The organism is Streptomyces sp. NPDC104096, from assembly GCF_055584385.1.
Window position 1 is genome coordinate 416,856 of record NZ_JBVJMD010000002.1, and the last position, 20,316, is coordinate 437,171.

Below are 20,316 nucleotides of genomic sequence, written 5' to 3' on the forward strand. Positions count from 1 at the left end.
ACAGCGCGGATTTCCACACGTGTGGGTGACGAAGCGTACCGGGATCGTCACGTAACGTCGCAGTTGTGATCGATTCGCACGCCCCCGCCCCGCCCGGCACCTCGCCGTCCTGGGGCGGCCCCGCGCGGCTGCCGGTCCGGCCGGGCACCGGACGGTTCCTGGTCCTCGCGGGTGTCTTCGTCTGCGCCGCCTGCGGGCTGGTGTACGAGCTCGAACTCGTCGCCCTGGCCTCGTACTTGATCGGCGACTCGGTCACCCAGGCCTCGGTCGTGCTGTCCGTCATGGTCTTCGCGATGGGCATCGGCTCCCTCGCCGCCAAACGGCTGCGCCGGCACGCGGCCGCCGGTTTCTGCGCGGTCGAGGCGGCGCTCGCCCTCGTCGGCGGCAGCAGCGCCATGGCCCTGTACGCGGTGTTCGCCTGGACCGGCGACTGGGGCGGTCTGTGGGTCGACGGCCCGCGCTGCCTGCTGGTCGTCTTCTCCCTCGTCATCGGCCTGCTGATCGGCGCCGAGGTGCCGCTGCTGATGGAGCTGATCCAGCGCATCCACCGGCAGGACGCGGGCGGCGCGGTGGCCGACCTGTTCGCGGCCGACTACGTCGGTGCCCTGGTCGGCGGCCTCGCCTTCCCCTTCCTGCTGCTGCCCGTCCTGGGCCAGCTCACCGGCGTCCTGTGCACCGGCACGGTGAACGTGCTGGCCGGCGGCGCCCTCGTCCTCGGGCTGTTCCGCCGGGACCTGACCCGCCGCGCCCGCTGGGTGCTGCTGGTCGCCAACCTCGTCGTGCTCGGCGTCCTCGGCACGGCCGCCGTACTCGTCGGCGACTTCGAACAGGCGGCACGGCGCGCGGTGTACGGCGACGACGTACGGGTGGCGGTGCGCACCGAGGTGCAGGAGGTGGTGCTCACCGGCGGGGTCCACGGCCGTCCCGTCAGCCTCTTCCTCGACGGCCGGCTGCGGGTCGACGGACGTGGCGAGCGGCGCTACCACGAAGCCCTGGTCCACCCCGCGATGAACGGCCCGCACACGCGCGTGCTCATCCTCGGCGGCGGCGACGGACTCGCCGCCCGCGAAGTGCTGCGCCTCCCCGGGGTGCGCCGGGTCGACATCGTCGAACTCGACGCGGGCGTGGTGCGGTTGGCGCGCTCCGACCCGGCACTGTCCGCGCTGAACGGCCATGTGTACGGCGACCCGCGGGTGCATGTGACGACGGCCGACCCCTTCCGCTGGCTGCGCCAGGCCCCGCGCGGGGCGTACGACGTCGTCGTCTCGGATCTGCCGGACCCGGCCGTCACCGCCAGCACGAAGCTGTACTCGCTGGAGTTCTACGGGCTGACCCGCCGCGTCCTGGCGAGCGGCGGCCGGCTGGTGGTGCACGCCGGGCAGGTCTCGTGCCGTCGGCGCGCCTTCTGGACGGTGGACTCCACCGTGCGGGCCGCGGGTCTGCGCACCGCCCCCTACCGGGTGGCGGATCGCGACGACGGCTCCGGGGCGGGTCCCGGCCGGTCCGCCACCGCCGGCCGCGCGCCACGCGACTGGGGCTTCGTCCTGGCGCGGGCCGACGCCCGTCCGGTCCTGGGCCTGGACCGGGACGAGCGCCCGCCCCGCACCCTGACCGCGGCGGGGCTCGCGGCGGACGCGCGGGCCGCGGACCGGACCCGGGTCCGGGGGCTGCCGGCCTCGACGCTGGTCCATCCGCGTTACTGAATCGCCCCGGTACGCGCGGACCACTCCGGCCGAGCGGGAGGTATTCGGGGCGGCCCCTGGGTAGGCTCCGACGACATGGAGCATGAGGTTTTCGTTCCGGTTCCCGCCGAGCGGCTCAGGGCGACGCTGGCCGACCCCGCGCGGGTCGCCCGCGCGGTCCCCGGGCTCCAGCAGGACGTCGGCGGCGAGCCCGGCAGTGGACGGCTGAAGGTCCGGATCGGAAGCCACAGCATCACCTACCGGGGCTCCGTCCGGGTCTCGGGACGCGCGGACGGCTCGTACGCCGTCGAGGGCGAGGCGGCCGAGGCGCGCGGCCCGGGGGCGGTGACGTTCGCCCTCGTCCTGCGGGTGACCGACACGGACGGCGGTGCCACCCTGGCCTTCGGCGGCACGGCCGCGGCGGACGGCCGGGTCACCGAACTGCCCAGGACGGCGGTCGACGCGGCCGTGACCCGGCTGCTGAACCGTTTCGCGGAGGGTCTGGGGGCGGAGGAGGCGGACGAGACGGCCGGGACGGGCCCGGTGGACGAGGCGAGCAGAGCGGAGCCCGGCGCGGTGGCGCCGCAGGAGCCGACCGCCGAGCCGGTGGAGCCCGTCCGGTCGGAGCACCCCGTGGAGCCCGAGGAACCAGGGGAACCCACGGAGCCCGAGGAAGTCGCGGCGCCCGTGGAGCCCGAAGAGGCCGTGGAACCCGTGGCGCCCCTGGAACCCGTGGCGCCCCTGGAACCCGTGACGCCGCCCATGGACTCCATGGAGCCTCCCGCCGAGGCCGCGCACGCCCGGCGGACGATGATCGGGCGGAGCGCGGAGGAGGTGGACCACGCGCCGCCGCGCGGGCGGTACGCGCCCGTGCCCGCGCCGCAGACCATCGCCCCGAACTCCACCCTCCGCTGGGCCGCGCCCGCGGCGGCCCTGGTGGTGGCCTCCGCCATCGTGGTCGGCCGGGCCCTGCGCAAGCGACGCTGAGCGCCGAGCGGCCGGGTGCGCGACGACCCGTGCCCCGGCGGCCCCCTTGATCCGCCCAGTAGGGTCGTTCCGTGAGTAACGAAGAGATCACGCTGACCGCGGGAGACGCGGAAGTCGTAGTACAGCCGGGCAACGGCGGCCGGATCGGCGGGCTCCGCATCGGCGGCGTCGAACTGCTCCGGCAGGGGGAGCGGTTCGGCTGCTTCCCGATGGTCCCCTGGTGCGGGCGGATCCGCGGCGGAGCGTTCCGGGACGGAGGCACCCTCCACCAGATGCCGCTCAACTCCCCGCCGCACGCCATCCACGGCACCGCCCGCGACGGCGCCTGGCGGGTGGCGCGCAAGGCGGCGGACGAGGCCGTCATCACGTACGACCTGGTCGAGCCCTGGCCCTTCACCGGCCGGGTCACCCAGGCGGTCGCCCTGACCCCGGACGCCCTCACGCTCACCATGTCGGTGGAGACGTACGCGTCCTCCTTCCCGGCGCAGATCGGCTGGCACCCCTGGTTCCACCGCAACCTCGGCGGCCAGGACGTCCGGGTCGCCTTCGAACCGGCCTGGCAGGAGGAGCGCGGCGAGGACCATCTGCCGACCGGGAACCGCGTCGAGCCCCGGCCGGGCCCCTGGGACGACTGCTTCGGCATGCCCGGCGGGGTCGACGTCACGCTCACCTGGCCGGAGCAGCTGGAGCTGAAGGTGACCAGCCCCGAGGAGTGGGTGGTCGTGTACGACGAGCAGGAGGCCGCGGTGTGCGTCGAGCCGCAGACCGGTCCGCCGAACGGGCTCAACACCCTCCCGCGCCTGGTCACCCCGCTGGAGCCGCTGGAGGCCACCACCACCTGGAGCTGGCGGCGCAGCTGAGAGTTCCGGACGCAAGTGGGGTCCGATCAGCGGGCGGTGTCCGGTGCGTGTGATCGCAAGGACCTTCCGGCAACGCGGCGAGCGCGCGTGCCGGGCGCCGCCCGCCGGGCCTCGCTTTCGTCCGGAGCTCTAAGCTGGCTGGCATGACGGACGTACGTGGCGAGCTGTTGCAGCAGATCAAGGACAAGGCCGTGGTGCACGGCAAGGTGACCCTCTCCTCGGGTCTGGAGGGCGACTACTACGTCGACCTGCGCCGCATCACCCTGGACGGAGCGGCCGCCCCGCTGGTCGGCCAGGTGCTGCTGGACCTGACGGCGGACCTCGACTTCGACGCGGTCGGCGGTCTGACCATGGGCGCCGACCCGGTGGCCGCGGCCATGCTGCACGCGGCCGCCGCGCGCGGACGCAAGCTGGACGCCTTCGTCGTCCGCAAGGCCGCGAAGGCGCACGGTCTGCAACGGCGGGTCGAGGGTCCGGAGATCGCCGGGCGGCGCGTGCTGGTCGTCGAGGACACCTCCACCACCGGCGGCTCCCCGCTCACCGCGGTCGAGGCCGTGCGCGAGGCCGGTGCCGAGGTGGTCGCCGTGGCGACCATCGTCGACCGGGCGACCGGCGCCGCCGAGAAGATCGAGGCGGGCGCGGGCGTGCCCTACCGCTTCGCGTTCTCCAAGGACGAGCTGGGTCTGGACTGAGATCCGGCTTTCCGTTCGACCGTCGTACGGGGTTGTCCACAGGGTGTTCGACGGTCGGACGGAAGTTGTCCACAGGGCGGGACGCGCTGCACCCAGCATCGGCCCAGGTCTGGAAAGATGTCGCCGACGACGACGTCACACCCAAGGTCTAGGTCAGGGCCGTAAACGCAGAACCCCACCCGCACATACAAGGAGCGGACAGATGCCCATCGCAACCCCCGAGGTCTACAACGAGATGCTCGACCGGGCGAAGGCAGGCAAGTTCGCCTACCCGGCCATCAACGTCACCTCGAGCCAGACCCTGAACGCGGCTCTGCGCGGCTTCGCCGAGGCGGAGAGCGACGGCATCATCCAGATCTCGACCGGCGGTGCCGAGTTCCTCGGCGGTCAGTACAGCAAGGACATGGTCACCGGCGCGGTGGCCCTGGCCGAGTACGCGCACATCCTCGCCGAGAAGTACCCGGTCACGGTCGCGCTGCACACCGACCACTGCCCGAAGGACAAGCTCGACGGGTACGTGCGTCCGCTGATCGCCGTCTCCGAGGAGCGCGTCAAGGCCGGCCGCAACCCGCTGTTCCAGTCCCACATGTGGGACGGCTCGGCGGAGACCCTCGCCGACAACCTGGCCATCGCCCAGGAGCTGCTGGAGAAGGCCCGCGCCGCGAACATCATCCTCGAGGTCGAGATCACCCCGACCGGCGGCGAGGAGGACGGCGTCTCCCACGAGATCAACGACTCCCTCTACACCACCGTCGACGACGCGATCCGCACGGTCGAGGCGCTGGGCCTGGGCGAGAAGGGCCGCTACCTGCTGGCCGCGTCGTTCGGCAACGTGCACGGTGTGTACAAGCCGGGCAACGTCGTCCTGCGCCCGGAGCTCCTCAAGGAGCTGAACGACGGCGTGGCCGCCAAGTTCGGCAAGGCGTCCCCGTTCGACTTCGTCTTCCACGGCGGTTCCGGCTCCTCCGAGGAGGAGATCGCCACCGCGCTGGAGAACGGCGTCGTGAAGATGAACATCGACACGGACACGCAGTACGCGTTCACCCGCCCCGTGGTCGACCACATGTTCCGCAACTACGACGGTGTGCTGAAGGTCGACGGCGAGGTCGGCTCCAAGTCCACCTACGACCCGCGCACCTGGGGCAAGCTGGCCGAGGCGTCGATGGCCAAGCGCGTCGTCGAGGCCACGCAGAACCTGCGCTCGGCGGGCACCCGCATCAAGTAGCCGGCGTTCCCCGGCGGGACCCGCGGGTCCCGCCGGGGGTGGCCCGGGGGCGGCCGCGGAGGGATGATCTCTCCATGGCTGTCCCCGCACAGCACGTTCCCGCCGTCAGGATCTCCAGCCCCACCGGCCGCTGGATCCTGCTCACCACGGTCCTCGGATCCAGCATGGCCATGCTGGACTCGACCGTCGTCAACGTCGCGCTGCCCACCATCGGCCGCGACCTGGACGCCGACCTCGCCGCCCTCCAGTGGACCGTCAACGCGTACATGGTGACGCTGGCCGGGCTGATCCTGCTCGGCGGCTCCCTCGGCGACCACTACGGCCGGCGCAAGATCTTCGTCCTCGGCGTGGTCTGGTTCGCCGCCGCGTCGCTCCTGTGCGGTCTCGCCCCGAACAGCGGCGTCCTCATCACCGCCCGCGCCCTCCAGGGGATCGGCGGCGCCCTGCTGACCCCGGGCTCGCTCGCCCTGATCCAGGCGTCCTTCCACCCCGACGACCGGGGCCGGGCGGTCGGTCTGTGGTCCGGCTTCGGCGGCATCGGCGCGGCCGTCGGCCCGTTCCTGGGCGGCTGGCTGGTGGACGGGCCGGGCTGGCGCTGGGTGTTCCTCCTCAACGTCCCCCTGGCGCTGGTCTGCGCCCCCGTCGCCGTACGCCATGTCCCCGAGTCCTCCGACGGGCGCGCGCACGGCCGCTTCGACGTGCCCGGCGCGGTGCTCGGCGCCCTCGCGCTCGCCCTCGTGACGTACGCCCTGGTCGAGGCGAGCAGCGGCTCCCTCGCCGTGGCGCTCAGCGCGGTCCTGGGCGTGCTCGCGGCGGTCGCCTTCGTGTACGTCGAGAAGCGCAGCCCCGACCCGATGCTGCCGCCGGACATCTTCGCGTCCCGCCAGTTCACGGCCGTCAACCTGGTCACCCTGTGCGTGTACGCGGCCTTCGGCGGCTTCTTCTTCCTCACCGCGCTCCAGCTCCAGGTCGTGGTCGGCTACTCGGCCCTCGGCGCCGGTACGGCACTGCTGCCGACCACCGCCCTGATGCTGCTGCTGTCCGCCCGCTCGGGCGAGCTGGGCGAGCGGATCGGCCCGCGCATCCCGCTCACCGTCGGCCCGCTGCTGTGCGCGGCGGGGATGCTGCTGATGCTGCGCGTCGGACCGGGCGCCGCTTACGTCACGGACGTGCTGCCCGCGCTGCTCGTCCTCGGCCTCGGCATGGTCGCGCTCGTCGCCCCGCTGACCGCCACCGTGCTCGCCTCCGTGGAGACCGCGCGGGCGGGCCTGGCCAGCGGGGTCAACAACGCGGCGGCCCGCGCGGCCGGGCTGGTCGCGGTGGCCGCGCTGCCGCTGCTGGCCGGGATGGGGCCGGAGGCCTACCGCTCGGCGGACGCCTTCGACGCCGCGTTCCGGCGGGCGATGCCGCTGTGCGCGGGCGTGCTGGTGGTCGGGGCGGCGATCGCGTTCACGACCGTGCGCCGCCCGGCCCCGGACTGCCGCCGCCCCGAGTGCCGTACGCACGGCTGCGTGACCTCGCCGCCGGTGGAACCGAGCCGCCCCCGGACGGGAACGGCCGGTCCGGGCGGACCCGGCAGGGCGGCCGGGCCCTAGAACTTCCCGCGCTGCTCCAGTTGGACGACGGTGCCGTCGGCGTCCTGCCGGTAGCCGAAGACGAGCGGACCGCCCGGCTGGGCGGCCGCGCCGTCGAGCCGGTCGAGGAAGGCCTGGACGCCGATGGGCCTGTTCGCGGCGGAGTCGTGGAACGGCTCGCCGACCCGGATCCTCGCGCTCTCGGCGAGCCGGATGCCGTGCTTCGGGCCGATCGTCTGCCAGACCGGGGTGCCGGGCGTCCGGCAGGTCCAGCGTCCCTCCTGCACGGTCAGCCGGATGACGTCCTGGGCGATCGTGTGCCCGAACACCCGGACGTCGACATGACCCCGGTCCCCGGCGCAGGCGGGGTCGGACGAACCGGTCGAGCCGCTGGAGCCCGGCCCGCCGGAGGCGTCGGCGGCGGGGGTGCGCGTGGCGGTGGCGGAGGGCGCGGAGGCCGGTCCGGCGGCGTCGGCGCCGTCCGGGCGGCAGGCGGTCGCCGCCGGCGTCGTGGCCGCGGCGAGTACGCCGAGCAGGACGCGTCGGCGAGCGCGGGCGGCGTTCGGCGTGGACATCCGGAACCCCCGTTGATGTGCGCATGATCGACTGGGCGGTCAGGCAGGAGCGTGCACCCGGAGGCACCCGTTCGGCAGAGCCGTACGCAACCGTTACCGATCAAGGACAATGCAGCAGACTGGAGTCCATGACGATGCACGAGAACCTCCTCGGTGGTCCGCCCCCGACCCACCTCCCCGACGAGCCCGAGCCGCGCGAGCTGCTCGCCGCCGGCACCGCACCCGCCGATGTCGCCGCCAAGTACCCGACGTCCTCGCTGGCCTGGGCCCGGCTGGCGGACGACGCGTACGAGCGCGAGAGCGTCGTGGAGTCGTACGCCTACGCCCGTACGGGCTACCACCGCGGTCTGGACGCCCTGCGCCGCAACGGCTGGAAGGGACACGGACCGGTCCCCTGGGAGCACGAGCCGAACCGCGGCTTCCTGCGCGCCCTGCACGCCCTCGCCCGCGCCGCACAGGCGATCGGTGAGCAGGCGGAGTACGAGCGCTGCTCGCAGTTCCTGAAGGACTCCTCGCCGACGGCGGCCCAGACGCTCGGCTAGGGCTCCCGGCTCTCATGGGGCAGGGCCCGCCTGTGACCAGGCGGGCCTTGCTCTTTCGCGGGACGATCGCGGAGGATGCCCGTTGGGGACCGGGGCCCCCGTGTCGACAATGGCAGGGGCGGACCGCTACCCGGAGTACACAACAGGAGACAGCGATGTCCCACGAGGCTCGCCAGGCTCAAGAGCCCGAGACCCCGCATCTCGACTTCGCAGGCACGACGCCGTACGAGGACTACGTCAAGGCGGACGTGCTCACCCACCTCCAGCACACCCTCTCGGACGATCCCGGAGAGATGGTCTTCCTGGTCACGACCCAGGTCATGGAGCTGTGGTTCACCGTCGTCGTCCACGAGTGGGAGACCGCCGCGCGGGCCCTGCGCGAGGACCGGGTGCCGGTGGCGATCGACGCGCTGAAGCGGTCCGTACGCGAGCTGGAGGCGCTGAACGCCTCCTGGAGGCCGCTCGGACAGCTCACCCCGGCCCAGTTCAACTCCTACCGCGCGGCCCTCGGCGAGGGCTCCGGTTTCCAGTCGGCGATGTACCGGCGGATGGAGTTCCTGCTCGGCGAGAAGTCCGCGTCGATGCTGGTCCCGCACCGCGGCGCGCCGCGCGTGCACGCCGAGCTGGAGAAGGCGCTGCACGAGCCGAGCCTGTACGACGAGGTGCTGCGCCTCCTCGTCCGCCGCGGGCACGCCGTCCCGGCCGCCGTCCTGGAGCGGGACGTCACCCTGCGCTACGAGCCGTCCCCGGAGGTCGAGGCGGTCTGGACGGCCGTCTACTCGGGTGACGCCGGCGACGAGGTCGCCCGGCTGGGCGAGGCGCTCACGGACGTCGCCGAACTGGTGTGGCGCTGGCGCAACGACCACCTCGTCGCCACCCGGCGCGCGATGGGAGCCAAGGCCGGCACCGGCGGCTCGGCCGGGGTGGCCTGGCTGGAGAAGCGTGCCCGCAAGAACGTTTTCCCCGAGCTGTGGACGGCGAGGTCCCATGTCTGAGACGACCGGTACCACCGAGTACGCGGCGCGCGCGCGGAAGCTCGACGCCGTCGACGAACTGGCCTCCAAGCGCGCGGAGTTCGTCCTCGACGAGACCGTCTACCTGGACGGCAACTCGCTGGGCGCGCTGTCCGTGGCCGTCCCCGGCCGGATGGCGGACGTGGTCGGCCGCCAGTGGGGCGAACTGCGCATCCGCTCCTGGACCGAGGGCGGCTGGTGGACCGCGCCCGAGCGGATCGGCGACCTGATCGCCCCGCTCGTGGGCGCGGCACCGGGGCAGATCGTGGTCGGCGACTCCACCAGCGTCAACGTCTTCAAGGCCCTGGTGGCGGCGGTGCGGATGGCCGGGGAGGGGCGGGACGAGATCCTCGTCGACGCCACCACCTTCCCCTCGGACGGCTACATCGCCGAGTCGGCGGCCCGGATGACCGGTCGCACCCTGCGCCCGGTGGCCCCGGCCGAGGTGCCGGGCGCGCTGTCCGGCCGTACCGCCGCGGTGCTCCTCAACCACGTCGACTACCGCACGGGCCGGCTGCACGACCTGCCCGGCCTCACCGCCGCGGCGCACTCGGCGGGCGCGCTCGCCGTCTGGGACCTGTGCCACAGCGCGGGCGCGCTGCCGGTGGGCCTGGACGAGCACGGGGTGGACCTCGCGGTCGGCTGCACCTACAAGTACCTCAACGGCGGCCCGGGTTCACCGGCGTACCTCTATGTGCGCCACGACCTCCAGGACCGTTTCGACTCCCCGCTGCCCGGCTGGAACTCGCACGCCGAGCCCTTCGGCATGCGCGGCGCCTACGAGCCCGCCGCGGGTGCGGTGCGGGGCCGGGTGGGCACCCCGGACATCCTGTCGATGCTCGCGCTGGAGGCGGCCCTCGAGGTCTGGGACGGTGTCACCGTCGAGGCGGTGCGCGCCAAGTCCCTGGCCCTGACGGACTTCTTCCTGGAGTGCGTCGACGCGTACGTGCCCGAGGGGCGCGTGCTGTCGGTGACCCCGGAGGCGCACGAGGAGCGGGGCAGCCAGGTGGCGCTGCGCTGCGACGGTGCCGGTGAGGTCATGAAGCGGCTGATCGAGCGCGGGGTCGTCGGCGACTTCCGGCACCCGGACGTCCTGCGGTTCGGCTTCACGCCCCTGTACGTCGGCTTCGCGGACGCGGAGCGGGCGGCACGCGTGCTGGCCGAGGTGCTGGACGAGGTGCTCGCGCAGAGCTAGTGCCGCGACAGGCGACAGGCGACAGGCGACAGGCGACAGGCGACAGGCAGCGGGCCGTTGTGCGGCACCTCGCCCGGGGTGTTTCCCGGGCGGGGCGCCGGACCGGTCCCCGGGGTCGGACGAAGTGCGGGCCCGAGCTCTCACCGAGGGTGACATCTGTGTGTCCGCCCATGTCGCTGGCCTGATACCGTCCCCGCAAACGGCCGAATCCCCTCGGTGTGCCCGGTCCCGGCCGGCAAGTCCGTTTCGTCGCTGAGAGGTTGGAGCATGCCGGACGACGCAGCAGCCCCTGACGCCGCGGCAGCGGCCCGTGCCGCCGCGGAAGAGGAGTCGGCCTTCTCGCACCCCGCCGTCGACCCCGACCGCACGGCCGCGTACGGCGACCACCCCGACCAGGTGATCGACTTCTACCTCCCGCGCACGGACACCGCCGGCGACGCCTCCGCCCCCCTGGTCGTCCTGCTGCACGGCGGTGCCTGGCGCGCCCCGTACGACCGGCGGCACATCACCCCGTTCGCGGACTTCCTCGCCCGCCGGGGCTTCGCCGTGGCCAACGTCGAGTACCGACGCGGTTCCGCGGTCCCCGCGCAGGACGGCACCGCCCCGGTCGCCGGGCGCTGGCCGGACACCTTCGACGACGTGGCCGCCGCGCTGGACGCCCTCCCCGCGCTCGTCCGGGAGGCCCTCCCGCAGGCGGACCCGCGCCGTACGGTCGTCGTCGGTCACTCGGCGGGCGGTCAGCTCGCCCTGTGGGCGGCGGCCCGGCACGTCCTGCCGGCCGACGCCCCCTGGCGGCTCGACGGCCCCGCCCCGCTGCGCGGGGTGGTCGCCCTCGCCCCGATCGCCGACTTCGCGGTCTCCGGGAAGCTGGCGGTGTGCGGGGGCGCGGCGGGACAACTCCTGGGCGGCGAGGAGCACTTCGGCATACGGCAGCCGTACGCCGATCCGGCGCTGCTGCTCCCCACCGGCATCGCGACCACCCTCGTCCAGGGCCGCGACGACCTCGACGTCCCGCAGGCGGTCGCCGAGGCGTTCGCGGACGCGGCGGCGAAGGCCGGCGAGGTGGTGGGACTGACGCTGCTGGCCGAGGTCGGCCACTTCCCGCTGATCGACCCGGCGGCGGACGCCTGCGCGGTGGTGGCGGAGGAGATCGCCCAACTGGCCTGGTGAACAGCGGGCTTGACGAAGCGTCGAGCCAGGGCGCGACGGTCCGTCGGGGCGGTGGCGTGACCGTCCGACGACGTGCCGGCCCGCGCCCGGCCGCACCTCCGAACGGTGTCCCGTAGTACCCGTAGTACCTGAGAACCATGCCGCGGAAGCGTTCCCCGGCGGGACGCGGACGACGCGCGCGGATCCGTAACTTCCCCTCCACACCAGCCCGAAGGCCGGACGGCCGGACCACGGGGCGGACCGGGAGGGGGCGGCCATGGGCCGTGACACGGAGACGGCGGACACCGGGGGAGGGCCCGCCCCGGGCGCGACGGCCGGGTGGACGGCCGCCCGGCGGCACCCGGGCCGATGGCGGCGCGGTCTGCTGGCCGCTCTCGTCGCCGCGGCCGTGGTGGTGCCGCTCTCCGCCGCCGCCCGGCCGGAGATCCCCGCCCCGCCCCCCGCCGCCCTCGGCCGGGTGACGGCGGCCTCGCTCGACGAGGTGTACGCCGCCAACCGGGACGACGCCGCCGAGGCGGCCCGCATGGCCGCCGCCCACGGCGACCGTCGCCGGGCCGCCGCCGACCGTGCCCTGGCCGGACCCGACCGGCACCTCCTCGCCTTCGACGGGCGCGGCACCGGCCTGGTGACGGAGGTCGTCGGCGACCTGGCAGGGGCGGACCGGGTGGCGGTCCTGGTCCCGGGCTCCGACACCTCCCTCGACACCTACGGACGCTTCCGCGCGACCGCCGTGGTCCTGCGCGCGGAGCTCGCCCGGCAGGTCCCGCAGGGCACCCGGACCGCGGTCGTGGCCTGGCTCGGCTACCGCACGCCGGGCACGGTCAGCGCCGCGGTCACCACCACGGGCCGCGCCGAGCAGGCGGCCCCGCGGCTGCGGGCGTTCGTACGGCAGCTGCGCGCGCTCGCCGGCCCCGGGGCGCACCTCTCCCTGCTCTGCCACTCCTACGGCTCGGTCGTCTGCGGCCGGGCCGCCGCAGGCCTGGACGTCGACGACATCGTGCTGGTCGGCAGCCCCGGCACCGGCGCCGGATCCGTGAGCGGGCTGCGCACCCGGGCCCGGGTGTGGGCGGCCCGCGGCGCCGACGACTGGGTGGCCGAGGTCCCGCACCTCAGCACCGACCTGTTCGGCACGACCGTCGGCTTCGGCACCGACCCGGTGTCCCCGGTCTTCGGCGCCCGCCTCTTCGCGGCGGGCCCCGGCGGCCACAGCGCCTACTTCACCCCGGGCTCGGTCTCCCTCGCCAACCTGACCCGGATCGTCCTGGGCGAGACCTCGGAGGTGACCCGTGACTGACTCCGCCCGCACGCCCTTACGGCGAGCGCCCGGCCCGCGTGACGCGCTCGACGGCATACGGCGGGGCGCCGACCGGATCGACCGCTCGACCCCCGCGTCGCGCGACCGGGCCGTCGACGCCCTGCGCGCCTTCGCCATCCTCGGTGTCGTCCTCGGCCACTGGCTGGTGACGGCGCTCGTCGCGGACGGCGGGGCACTGCACACGGCGAGCCCGCTCCAGCACATGCCCTGGCTGGCCCCCGTCTCCTGGGCCTTCCAGACGCTCGCGGTCTTCTTCCTGGTCGGCGGGCACGTGGCGACCAGGAGCCACGCCCGTGCCCGCGCCGACGGCGTGACCTACGGGCGGTGGCTGCGCGCCCGGCTGTCCCGGCTGCTGGGCCCGGTGGCCGCCGTGCTGGGCCTGTGGACGGTGGTCACGCTCGCCCTCCTGCCGGCCGGCGCGGACACCGGCACGGTCCGCACCCTGGTCGAACTGGCGCTCTCCCCGCTGTGGTTCCTCGTGGTCTTCGCCTGCCTGACCGCGCTCACCCCGCTGGTCGCCCGGCTCGACCCGCTGTGGCCGCTGGCCGTCGTCCTGCACGTGGACCTGGTCCGCTTCGGCCTCGGCGGGCCGTCCTGGCTCGGCTGGGTGAACGTGGCCGCCGGCTGGCTGGTGCCCTTCGCCCTGGGCGCCGCCTGGACCCGCGGCGAGCTGGAGCGGCCGCGCGCGGGCTGGGTGCTGCTCACCGGCGGAGCGGTGGCGACGGCGCTGCTCGTGGCCTTCGCGGGCTACCCGGCGTCGATGGTCGGCGTGCCGGGCGCCGAGGTCTCCAACCTCGACCCGCCGACCCTGGCCGCGGTGACCTTCGGTCTGGCCCAGTGCGGTCTGGCGCTGCTGCTGCGCGACCGGCTGCGCCACGCGATGCGGCGGCCGACGGCCTGGGCGGCGGTGGCGCTGGTCAACCTCTCCGCGATGACCGTCTTCCTCTGGCACCAGACGGCCCTGATGGCGGCCACGGCCACCGCGCTGACCGTGGGGCGGCTGCCCGGCCTGCACACCCCGCCCGACGGCCTGGGTTGGGTGGCGGCCCGGCTGGCCTGGCTGCCGGCCTTCGCCCTCGCCCTGGCCCTGTGCTGGACCGCGTTCCGCCGCCACGAACGGGGCACCCGTCGCCCGCCCTCGCGGGTCGGACCCGGCGCGCCCCGCCGGCGACCGGCCTCGCCCCCTGCCCGCAGAGCCTGACAGCCGCGGCCCCTGATCCCCGTGGCGCCGACACCCGTAGTACCTGAGACGGACCCGCAAGGACCCCTCTCACTGGTGACGACCGCGCCGCCCCCTGCGCCTACGGTTCTGAACGTGACCGACACGACCCAGACGCAGCCGACGCCCCCGGAGGGCGCGGACGAGACCTTCAGCGCGATCAAGCCGCGCAGCCCGGAGTTCCGGTTGGCCGCCGACGCCGTGCGCGGGATGCGGCAGGACCTCTTCCACGACGCCTTCGCCTACCGCTCGCTGCCCCGGCTGGGCCCCGACCGCAAGCTGATCCGGCGGCTGTCCGGCCGGGCGCGCGAGTACGCGGCCTGGGCCCCGCACGCGACGGTGGCGTTCGGCGGCCTGCTCGCGATGACGGCCGCCACGGCCTCGTTCGGCGGGAGCACCGTGACCGGCCTGCTGTGCGGCCTCCTCGCCGTGGCCCCGGTCGCGCTGACGCTGGTCCGGCCGGTCGGCGCCTTCTGGCTGTCGCTGGCGTCGACCCTGGTGGTGAGCGTGCTGAGCTGGCCGTGGGGCGACCGGCCGTGGACGCAGTGCAGCGCCATCTCCCATCTGGTGGTCCTCACGGTCGTGGCCGTCCGGACCCGGCCGCGCACGGCGGCCTGGATGTGGCTGTTCACGGCGGGCTACGGCGCCTTCGCGGAGGCGCTCTTCGGCGTCGGGCCCTTCGGCAGCAGCGACACCGCCCCCGTGCTGGTCCTCTCCGCGCTGATCCTGCTCGTGGTCACGGTCTGGCACATCCGCCGGGACGCCGAGGAGGTGGTGAGCGCCCAGCAGACGGTGACCGCGCACGAGCGGTCCCGGCGCACCCTGCTGGAGGAGCGCACCACGATCGCCCGCGAGCTGCACGACGTGGTCGCCCACCACATGTCGGTGGTCGCCATCCAGGCGGAGGCCGCGCCCTACCGGGTGGAGAACCCGCCGCCGGAGCTGGAGCGCGCCTTCGCCGTCATCCGGGAGAACGCGGTGGCCGCGCTGACCGAGCTGCGCCGGGTGCTGGGCGTCGTGCGCGCCGAGGACTACGAGGCGCCGGAGGCCCCGCAGCCCACGCTCGCCGACCTGGACGCGCTGCTGGCCAACGTGCGGGAGGCGGGGCCGGAGGTGGCGAAGGTGGTGACCGGCGCGGTCCGTGAACTCCCGCAGGGCGTGGAGCTGTCGGCGTACCGCATCGTCCAGGAGGCGCTGAGCAACACCCTGCGGCACGCGCCGGGGTCCGACGCCCGGGTCGAGATCGGCTACGTGCTCGGCGGGCTGGGGCTGCGCATAGTCAACGGGCCGGTGCCCGACCCGTCGTCGGTGAAGCCCTCGCCCGGCGCCGGGCACGGCGTCACCGGGATGCGCGAGCGCGTCGCCATGCTGAACGGCGAGATGACGGCCGGCCCGACGGACGAGGGCGGCTACGAGGTGACCGTGTTCCTGCCGGTGACCACGGCCGGCGCGGGGATCGAGAGCGACGCATGACCATCCGGGTACTGGTCGCGGACGACCAGATGATGGTGCGCGAGGGCTTCTCCGTCCTGCTGAACGCGATGCCGGACATCGAGGTCGTCGGCGAGGCCGTCAACGGGCGGGAGGCGGTCGAGCGGGTGCGGGAACTGGCCCCGGACGTCGTGCTGATGGACATCCGGATGCCCGAGGTGAACGGCATCGAGGCGACCCGGGAGATCGTCGCGTCGGACGGCACGGCGAAGGTGCTGGTGCTGACGACGTTCGACCTCGACGAGTACGTCTACCAGGCGCTGCGGGCGGGAGCCTCCGGCTTTCTGCTGAAGGACGCGTCGGCGCGGCAGCTCGCGGACGGGGTCAGGGTGGTGGCCTCCGGCGAGGCGCTGCTGGCGCCCTCGGTGACCCGGCGGCTGATCACCGAGTTCTCGAAGCTGTCCGGGGGCCCGCGGCTCACCCCCGCGGCGCAGGCGGCCCACGGGGACCTGACCGAGCGGGAGACGGAGGTGCTGGTGCTGATCGCCCAGGGCCTGTCGAACGCGGAGATCGCCGGCCGGCTGGTGGTCGCCGAGTCCACGGTCAAGACGCATGTCAGCCGCATCCTGGTGAAACTGGGCCTGCGGGACCGCACCCAGGCGGCGGTGTTCGCCTACGAGGCCCGGCTGGTCACCCCGGGCTGAGCCGGGCCGGTCACCCGGGAACGGCCGCCGGGCCCGGCGGCCGCTCCCGGCCGGAGGAGGCACCCCTGGTCGGACGGGGGGTCATGGGGCTAGCGTCCGTGCATGGCAGCTGCTTCCGACCTCGCTTTCGATCCCTGGGACGCCGCGTTCGTCGCCGACCCCTACCCGGCCTACGCCGAGCTGCGCGCCCTGGGCCGTGTGATCCACTACGAGCCCACCGACCAGTGGCTGGTCCCGCACCACGCGGACGTCTCGGCGCTGCTGCGCGACCGGCGGCTGGGCCGGACGTACCAGCACCGTTTCACCCACGAGGAGTTCGGCCGCGGCGCACCGGCGCCGGAGCACGAGCCGTTCCACACCCTCAACGACCACGGCATGCTCGACCTGGAGCCGCCGGACCACACCCGGATCCGGCGCCTGGTGTCGAAGGCGTTCACCCCGCGCACGGTGGAGCGGCTGAAGCCGTACGTGGAGGGGCTGGCGGGCGAGCTGGTGTCCGCCCTGGTGGAGGCGGGCGGCGGCGATCTGCTGACGGACGTCGCCGAGCCGCTGCCGGTCGCGGTGATCGCGGAGATGCTGGGCATCCCCGAGTCGGACCGGGCCCAGTTGCGGCCCTGGTCGGCGGACATCTGCGGGATGTACGAGCTGAGCCCGTCGCAGGACACGGCGGCGCGGGCGGTACGGGCGTCGGTCGAGTTCTCCGGCTATCTGCGGGAGCTGATCGCGGCCCGGCGCGAGGACCCCGGCGAGGACCTGATCTCCGGCCTGATCGCGGCGCACGACGAGGGCGACCGGCTGACCGAGCAGGAGATGATCTCGACGGCGGTCCTGCTGCTGAACGCGGGCCACGAGGCCACGGTGAACGCCACGGTCAACGGCTGGTGGGCGCTGTTCCGCAATCCCGGCGCGCTCGCCGCGCTGCGGGCCGACCACGCCCTGATCCCGTCCGCCGTCGAGGAACTGATGCGGTACGACACCCCGCTCCAGCTCTTCGAGCGCTGGGTGCTGGACGAGATCGAGATCGACGGGCAGGTCATCCCCCGGGGTGCGGAGATCGCCATGCTCTTCGGCTCCGCCAACCACGACCCGGCGGTCTTCGCCGACCCGGACCGGCTGGACCTGACCCGCCCGGACAACCCGCACATCTCCTTCAGCGCGGGCATCCACTACTGCATCGGCGCCCCGCTGGCCCGTATCGAGCTGGCGGCCTCCATGGCGGCGCTGCTGGAGCGGGCCCCGACGCTGAGCCCGGCGGCGGAGCCGAAGCGGAAGCCGAACTTCGTGATCCGGGGACTCGACGGCTTGAGCGTCACGGTCTGACCCGCCGGGTCCCGGCCCGGCCCGACCGCGCGGGGCCGGGCCGGGGCCCGGGTGCTCACGGAAGCGCCGGGGCCCGGAGTCGCGGGCCCCGGGCGCCGGGCCCCGCCTCAGGTCGTCAGCTCGTCATGTCCCGGCGGCCGAGGCCCACCAGCCCGCCGCCCACCAGTGCCGCCGCCAGGCCGGTCAGGGTCAGCACCGGCCCCCAGGCCATCTCCCCGCCCGGCAGCTTCGGCAGATGGCCGAAGGGCGAGAGGTCGAGCACGAGCTGCGGGGCGTCGAGGGCCGGGCCCACCCAGCCGATCAGCAGCACCGCGCCGGCCACGCCCCAGGCGGCCGCCGCCGCGCGCGGCGTCACCCCGTACAGCAGGACCGCGAGGCCGCCGACGACCCACACCGCGGGGAGCTGCGCCAGGCAGGCGCCCAGGATCGGGCCGGCCTTCGCGCCGTAGCCGACGGTGAAGCCCAGTCCCGCGAGGACCATGATCAGGACGGATCCGCCGAAGGCGATCGACAGATGGCCGCCGGCCCAGCGCAGTCGGCCCACGGCGTTCGCCAGCACCGGTTCCGCCCGCCCCGAGGTCTCCTCGCCGTGCAGCCGCAGCACGGAGGCGACCACGTACAGGGCCGCGACCAGGCCGAGCATGCCGATCATCGAGGCGAGGAAGGTGTCGGCGAGGGCGTTGTGGCCGCCCATCCGCTCGAAGATCTCGCGGGCCTTCTCGTTCCCCTCGACCAGGTCGGCCGCCCCGTCCGTCAGGCCGCCGTAGACGACGCCTGCGACGAAGAAGCCGATGCTCCAGCCGAGCACGCTGCCGCGTTGCAGCCGCCAGGCCAGCGCGCCCGCGCCGGTCAGCCGGCCGGCCGCAGGGCCGGGCCGGGTCGGCAGGAAGCTCATGCCGACGTCCCGGCGTCCGGCCAGCAGGTAGGCCGCCGCCCCCTGGAGCAGGACCGCCGCCACGAGCAGGGCCAGCACCCACCACCGCTCACCGGCGAAGGCGCGCAGGTTCTCCAGCCAGCCGAGCGGGGACAGCCAGGTCAGCACCGACGAGCCGCCCCCGGCGCCCGCGTCCGTCGCGGAGTCGCCCGCCGCGCGCAGCACGAAGGCGGCCCCGAGCACCCCCGCGGTCAGACCGCGGGCCAGCCGTGCGCTCTCGGTGAGCTGGGCGACGATCGCCGCCATGGTGGCGAAGACCATCCCGACGGCCCCCAGGCCGAGCCCGAAGGCCAGCGCCCCCGCCGCCCCCTGCCCGGCCAGCCCGGCCGTGACCAGCAGGGCGAGTACGGCGTTGGCGATCGCCGCGGCGAGCAGCGCCGCCGTCAGCGGGGCCCGTCGGCCCACCATGCCCGAGGCGACCAGTTCGTGGCGGCCGCTCTCCTCCTCGTCCCGGGTGTGCCGTACGACGACGAGCAGGCTCGTCACGGCGGCCAGGGCGCCCGCGTAGACGCCCACGCGCCAGGCGGTCAGGGCGCCGACGGAGTCGTCGAAGACCGGTCCGACCAGGGCGCGCAGGGAGGAGTTGGCGGCCATCTGGTGCATGAGGTCGGCGCGCTGGGCCGCGGTGCCGTACAGGCTCTTGAGCGTGTTCGGCATGGAGAGGACCATCAGCGAGTTGACCGCCACCCAGACCGGGATCAGCACCCGGTCGCGGCGCAGCGCGAAGCGCAGCAGGGTCCCGGTGCCCGCCAGTTGGCGATGGCCGCCGGGGCGTGCCGGACGGGTCGCGGACCGGGGCGGGGGCGCGGCCGTGGGCGTGTCGGTGACCCCGGTCATCGGGTCGCCCCGCTCTGCTCGCTCGCCCCGCTGTGCTCGCCCGCCCCGGCGGGCCCGTCCGCCTCGCCCTGCTCGCCCGGCTCGTCCTGGTAGTGGCGCAGGAACAGCTCCTCCAGGGTCGGCGGGGTCGAGGTCAGGGAGCGCACCCCCGCCTCGCTCAACGACCGCAGCACCGGGTTCAGTTTGTCCGTGTCGACCTGGAGCCGGACGCGTCGGCCCTGGATGTCGAGGTCGTGGACACCGGGCAGACCCGCCAGTCCGTCGGGCGGCCCGGCGAGTTCGGCGCTGACGCTGGTGCGGGTCAGATGGCGCAGGTCGGCGAGCGAGCCGCTCTCGACGGTGCGGCCGTTGCGGATGATGCTCACCCGGTCGCAGAGCTGCTCGACCTCGCTCAGCAGGTGCGAGGAGAGCAGCACCGTCCGGCCGCGGTCGCGCTCCTCCTCCACGCAGCGCCGGAAGACCTCCTCCATCAGGGGGTCGAGGCCCGAGGTGGGCTCGTCCAGGATCAGCAGGTCGACGTCCGAGGCGAAGGCGGCGATCAGGGCGACCTTCTGCCGGTTGCCCTTCGAGTACGTGCGCCCCTTCTTGGTGGGGTCGAACTCGAACCGCTCGACCAGTTCCGTCCGGCGCCGCGGGTCGAGGCCGCCGCGCAGTCTGCCGTAGAGGTCGATGACCTCGCCGCCGGAGAGGTTGCGCCACAGGGTCACGTCACCGGGGACGTACGCGATCCGGCGGTGTGCCTCGACCGCGTCCGCCCAGGGGTCGCGGCCGAGGATCCGCGCGATGCCCGAGTCGGCGCGCAGCAGGCCGAGCAGGACGCGGATGGTGGTGGACTTGCCGGCGCCGTTGGGGCCGAGGAATCCGTGGACCTCGCCGGTCTCGACGTGGAGGTCGAGTCCGTCGAGGGCGTGGGTCTTCCCGAACGACTTGTGGAGGCCGGAGACCTCGATCGCGGGGTTTGCCGTCGTCATGTTTCGGAACGTACGCTTCTTTCAGAAATTTGTGAAGTTAAGGAAGTGTATAAATCGTCGAATAGGATGT

General features: G+C 74.3%; 18 protein-coding genes. 15 read left to right on the forward strand and 3 right to left on the reverse strand.

Annotation, left to right across the window (positions count from 1 at the left end; all coding sequences use genetic code 11):
- Nucleotides 1–65: 65 nt before the first annotated feature.
- The 6 genes from ACZ60B_RS04300 (at nucleotide 66) to ACZ60B_RS04325 (ending at nucleotide 7,041) form a co-directional block, all read left to right on the forward strand.
- A complete protein-coding gene (locus tag ACZ60B_RS04300; protein WP_469384019.1) occupies nucleotides 66–1,703 on the forward strand; it encodes a polyamine aminopropyltransferase in 1,638 nt (545 codons plus the stop codon).
- A gap of 75 nt (nucleotides 1,704–1,778) precedes the next feature.
- Nucleotides 1,779–2,669 (forward strand): SRPBCC domain-containing protein, encoded by an 891-nt coding sequence (locus ACZ60B_RS04305; RefSeq protein ID WP_469384022.1) that lies wholly within the window; start codon nucleotides 1,779–1,781, stop codon nucleotides 2,667–2,669.
- Between the two features lie 71 nt (nucleotides 2,670–2,740).
- The gene (locus tag ACZ60B_RS04310; protein ID WP_469384024.1) at nucleotides 2,741–3,529 is read left to right on the forward strand and encodes an aldose epimerase family protein; all 789 of its coding nucleotides are present in this window, start codon (nucleotides 2,741–2,743) and stop codon (nucleotides 3,527–3,529) included.
- A gap of 143 nt (nucleotides 3,530–3,672) precedes the next feature.
- The gene (gene pyrE / locus ACZ60B_RS04315; protein ID WP_469384025.1) at nucleotides 3,673–4,221 is read left to right on the forward strand and encodes an orotate phosphoribosyltransferase; all 549 of its coding nucleotides are present in this window, start codon (nucleotides 3,673–3,675) and stop codon (nucleotides 4,219–4,221) included.
- 202 nt (nucleotides 4,222–4,423) lie between these two features.
- Nucleotides 4,424–5,446: a class II fructose-bisphosphate aldolase gene (gene fbaA / locus ACZ60B_RS04320; RefSeq protein WP_469384027.1), complete on the forward strand. Its 1,023-nt coding sequence runs from the start codon at nucleotides 4,424–4,426 to the stop codon at nucleotides 5,444–5,446.
- 74 nt (nucleotides 5,447–5,520) lie between these two features.
- The gene (locus tag ACZ60B_RS04325; protein ID WP_469384029.1) at nucleotides 5,521–7,041 is read left to right on the forward strand and encodes an MFS transporter; all 1,521 of its coding nucleotides are present in this window, start codon (nucleotides 5,521–5,523) and stop codon (nucleotides 7,039–7,041) included.
- On the opposite strand, the gene ACZ60B_RS04330 is transcribed toward ACZ60B_RS04325, so the two are convergent.
- On the reverse strand, nucleotides 7,038–7,595 hold the full coding sequence (locus ACZ60B_RS04330; RefSeq protein WP_469384031.1) for a hypothetical protein: 558 nt from the start codon (nucleotides 7,593–7,595) through the stop codon (nucleotides 7,038–7,040). The two genes, ACZ60B_RS04325 and ACZ60B_RS04330, sit on opposite strands and share 4 nt — an antisense overlap.
- Nucleotides 7,596–7,723: 128 nt before the next feature.
- Between ACZ60B_RS04330 and ACZ60B_RS04335 the strand changes: the two genes are divergently transcribed.
- The 9 genes from ACZ60B_RS04335 (at nucleotide 7,724) to ACZ60B_RS04375 (ending at nucleotide 17,504) form a co-directional block, all read left to right on the forward strand.
- Entirely contained in the window at nucleotides 7,724–8,137 is a 414-nt protein-coding gene (locus ACZ60B_RS04335; protein ID WP_450661248.1) for a DUF3151 domain-containing protein, read from the forward strand.
- A gap of 155 nt (nucleotides 8,138–8,292) precedes the next feature.
- Nucleotides 8,293–9,132: a tryptophan 2,3-dioxygenase family protein gene (locus ACZ60B_RS04340; protein ID WP_469384033.1), complete on the forward strand. Its 840-nt coding sequence runs from the start codon at nucleotides 8,293–8,295 to the stop codon at nucleotides 9,130–9,132.
- The gene (kynU, locus tag ACZ60B_RS04345) at nucleotides 9,125–10,345 is read left to right on the forward strand and encodes a kynureninase (RefSeq protein WP_469384034.1); all 1,221 of its coding nucleotides are present in this window, start codon (nucleotides 9,125–9,127) and stop codon (nucleotides 10,343–10,345) included. Before ACZ60B_RS04340 ends, kynU begins: the two co-directional genes overlap by 8 nt.
- 267 nt (nucleotides 10,346–10,612) lie before the next feature.
- The gene (locus ACZ60B_RS04350) at nucleotides 10,613–11,515 is read left to right on the forward strand and encodes an alpha/beta hydrolase (RefSeq protein WP_469384036.1); all 903 of its coding nucleotides are present in this window, start codon (nucleotides 10,613–10,615) and stop codon (nucleotides 11,513–11,515) included.
- 256 nt (nucleotides 11,516–11,771) lie between these two features.
- Nucleotides 11,772–12,809 (forward strand): alpha/beta hydrolase, encoded by a 1,038-nt coding sequence (locus tag ACZ60B_RS04355; RefSeq protein ID WP_469384038.1) that lies wholly within the window; start codon nucleotides 11,772–11,774, stop codon nucleotides 12,807–12,809.
- A 55-nt stretch (nucleotides 12,810–12,864) separates the two neighbouring features.
- The gene (locus ACZ60B_RS04360) at nucleotides 12,865–14,031 is read left to right on the forward strand and encodes an acyltransferase family protein (protein ID WP_469384101.1); all 1,167 of its coding nucleotides are present in this window, start codon (nucleotides 12,865–12,867) and stop codon (nucleotides 14,029–14,031) included.
- Between the two features lie 114 nt (nucleotides 14,032–14,145).
- Nucleotides 14,146–15,522 (forward strand): sensor histidine kinase, encoded by a 1,377-nt coding sequence (locus ACZ60B_RS04365; protein ID WP_469384040.1) that lies wholly within the window; start codon nucleotides 14,146–14,148, stop codon nucleotides 15,520–15,522.
- Nucleotides 15,519–16,184 carry a response regulator gene (locus tag ACZ60B_RS04370; protein WP_469384042.1) on the forward strand — a complete coding sequence of 222 codons (666 nt, stop codon included), beginning with the start codon at nucleotides 15,519–15,521 and terminating at the stop codon, nucleotides 16,182–16,184. The genes ACZ60B_RS04365 and ACZ60B_RS04370 overlap by 4 nt, the downstream gene beginning before the upstream one ends.
- Before the next feature lie 102 nt (nucleotides 16,185–16,286).
- Complete coding sequence (locus ACZ60B_RS04375) at nucleotides 16,287–17,504, forward strand: cytochrome P450 (protein ID WP_469384043.1); 1,218 nt, start codon at nucleotides 16,287–16,289, stop codon at nucleotides 17,502–17,504.
- Nucleotides 17,505–17,619: 115 nt separating this feature from the next.
- On the opposite strand, the gene ACZ60B_RS04380 is transcribed toward ACZ60B_RS04375, so the two are convergent.
- The gene (locus ACZ60B_RS04380; protein WP_469384045.1) at nucleotides 17,620–19,275 is read right to left on the reverse strand and encodes an ABC transporter permease; all 1,656 of its coding nucleotides are present in this window, start codon (nucleotides 19,273–19,275) and stop codon (nucleotides 17,620–17,622) included.
- A complete protein-coding gene (locus ACZ60B_RS04385) occupies nucleotides 19,272–20,246 on the reverse strand; it encodes an ABC transporter ATP-binding protein (protein ID WP_469384046.1) in 975 nt (324 codons plus the stop codon). The genes ACZ60B_RS04380 and ACZ60B_RS04385 overlap by 4 nt, the downstream gene beginning before the upstream one ends.
- Between the last annotated feature and the right edge of the window lie 70 nt (nucleotides 20,247–20,316).

Bases quoted from the DNA above. Each gene is read 5' to 3' on its own strand.
- ACZ60B_RS04375 (WP_469384043.1), top strand. From the start codon at position 16,287: ATGGCAGCTGCTTCCGACCTCGCTTTCGATCCCTGGGACGCCGCGTTC.
- kynU (WP_469384034.1), top strand. From the start codon at position 9,125: ATGTCTGAGACGACCGGTACCACCGAGTACGCGGCGCGCGCGCGGAAG.
- ACZ60B_RS04340 (WP_469384033.1), top strand. From the start codon at position 8,293: ATGTCCCACGAGGCTCGCCAGGCTCAAGAGCCCGAGACCCCGCATCTC.
- ACZ60B_RS04335 (WP_450661248.1), top strand. From the start codon at position 7,724: ATGACGATGCACGAGAACCTCCTCGGTGGTCCGCCCCCGACCCACCTC.
- ACZ60B_RS04385 (WP_469384046.1), bottom strand. From the start codon at position 20,246: ATGACGACGGCAAACCCCGCGATCGAGGTCTCCGGCCTCCACAAGTCG.
- ACZ60B_RS04350 (WP_469384036.1), top strand. From the start codon at position 10,613: ATGCCGGACGACGCAGCAGCCCCTGACGCCGCGGCAGCGGCCCGTGCC.
- ACZ60B_RS04355 (WP_469384038.1), top strand. From the start codon at position 11,772: ATGGGCCGTGACACGGAGACGGCGGACACCGGGGGAGGGCCCGCCCCG.
- ACZ60B_RS04325 (WP_469384029.1), top strand. From the start codon at position 5,521: ATGGCTGTCCCCGCACAGCACGTTCCCGCCGTCAGGATCTCCAGCCCC.
- ACZ60B_RS04305 (WP_469384022.1), top strand. From the start codon at position 1,779: ATGGAGCATGAGGTTTTCGTTCCGGTTCCCGCCGAGCGGCTCAGGGCG.
- ACZ60B_RS04380 (WP_469384045.1), bottom strand. From the start codon at position 19,275: ATGACCGGGGTCACCGACACGCCCACGGCCGCGCCCCCGCCCCGGTCC.
- ACZ60B_RS04370 (WP_469384042.1), top strand. From the start codon at position 15,519: ATGACCATCCGGGTACTGGTCGCGGACGACCAGATGATGGTGCGCGAG.
- ACZ60B_RS04330 (WP_469384031.1), bottom strand. From the start codon at position 7,595: ATGTCCACGCCGAACGCCGCCCGCGCTCGCCGACGCGTCCTGCTCGGC.
- pyrE (WP_469384025.1), top strand. From the start codon at position 3,673: ATGACGGACGTACGTGGCGAGCTGTTGCAGCAGATCAAGGACAAGGCC.
- fbaA (WP_469384027.1), top strand. From the start codon at position 4,424: ATGCCCATCGCAACCCCCGAGGTCTACAACGAGATGCTCGACCGGGCG.